1 pseudogene is annotated in these 269 nt (G+C 55.8%); it reads right to left on the bottom strand.

Features of this window, described 5'->3' with window-relative positions:
- A pseudogene (locus SB751_RS30985) lies at positions 1 to 179 on the bottom strand (acyltransferase); the annotation flags it as partial.
- Positions 180 to 269: the final 90 nt, after the last annotated feature.

Genomic DNA, 269 nt, shown 5'->3' with positions numbered 1-269 from the left:
AGCCGGTTGCGATGCAGCTCACCGATGATGAGATAGCCGCTGATCAGAAAAAACAGCCACACACCGATCTTGCCCGCGTCGATCGCATCGAGATGCGCCTTGTGCGAGAGGAACACCAGCATCACGGCCAGCGCCCGGAGACCGTCGAGGCCTTTCACGCGTCTTTCGAGTACCGTCATTGCCCTTTCCGTTTCCGGTTACGCCATCAGCATAAGGCGACAAAAACGAAAAGTAATCGGCAAGAAAAGCACGGGGCGATGATTGCAGAT

The sequence above is a fragment of the Cupriavidus sp. SIMBA_020 genome (assembly GCF_046535395.1).
Classification (GTDB): domain Bacteria; phylum Pseudomonadota; class Gammaproteobacteria; order Burkholderiales; family Burkholderiaceae; genus Cupriavidus; species Cupriavidus campinensis.
Note: the sequence above shows the minus strand (reverse complement) of the source record. Positions and strands in the feature narration are given on the sequence as shown.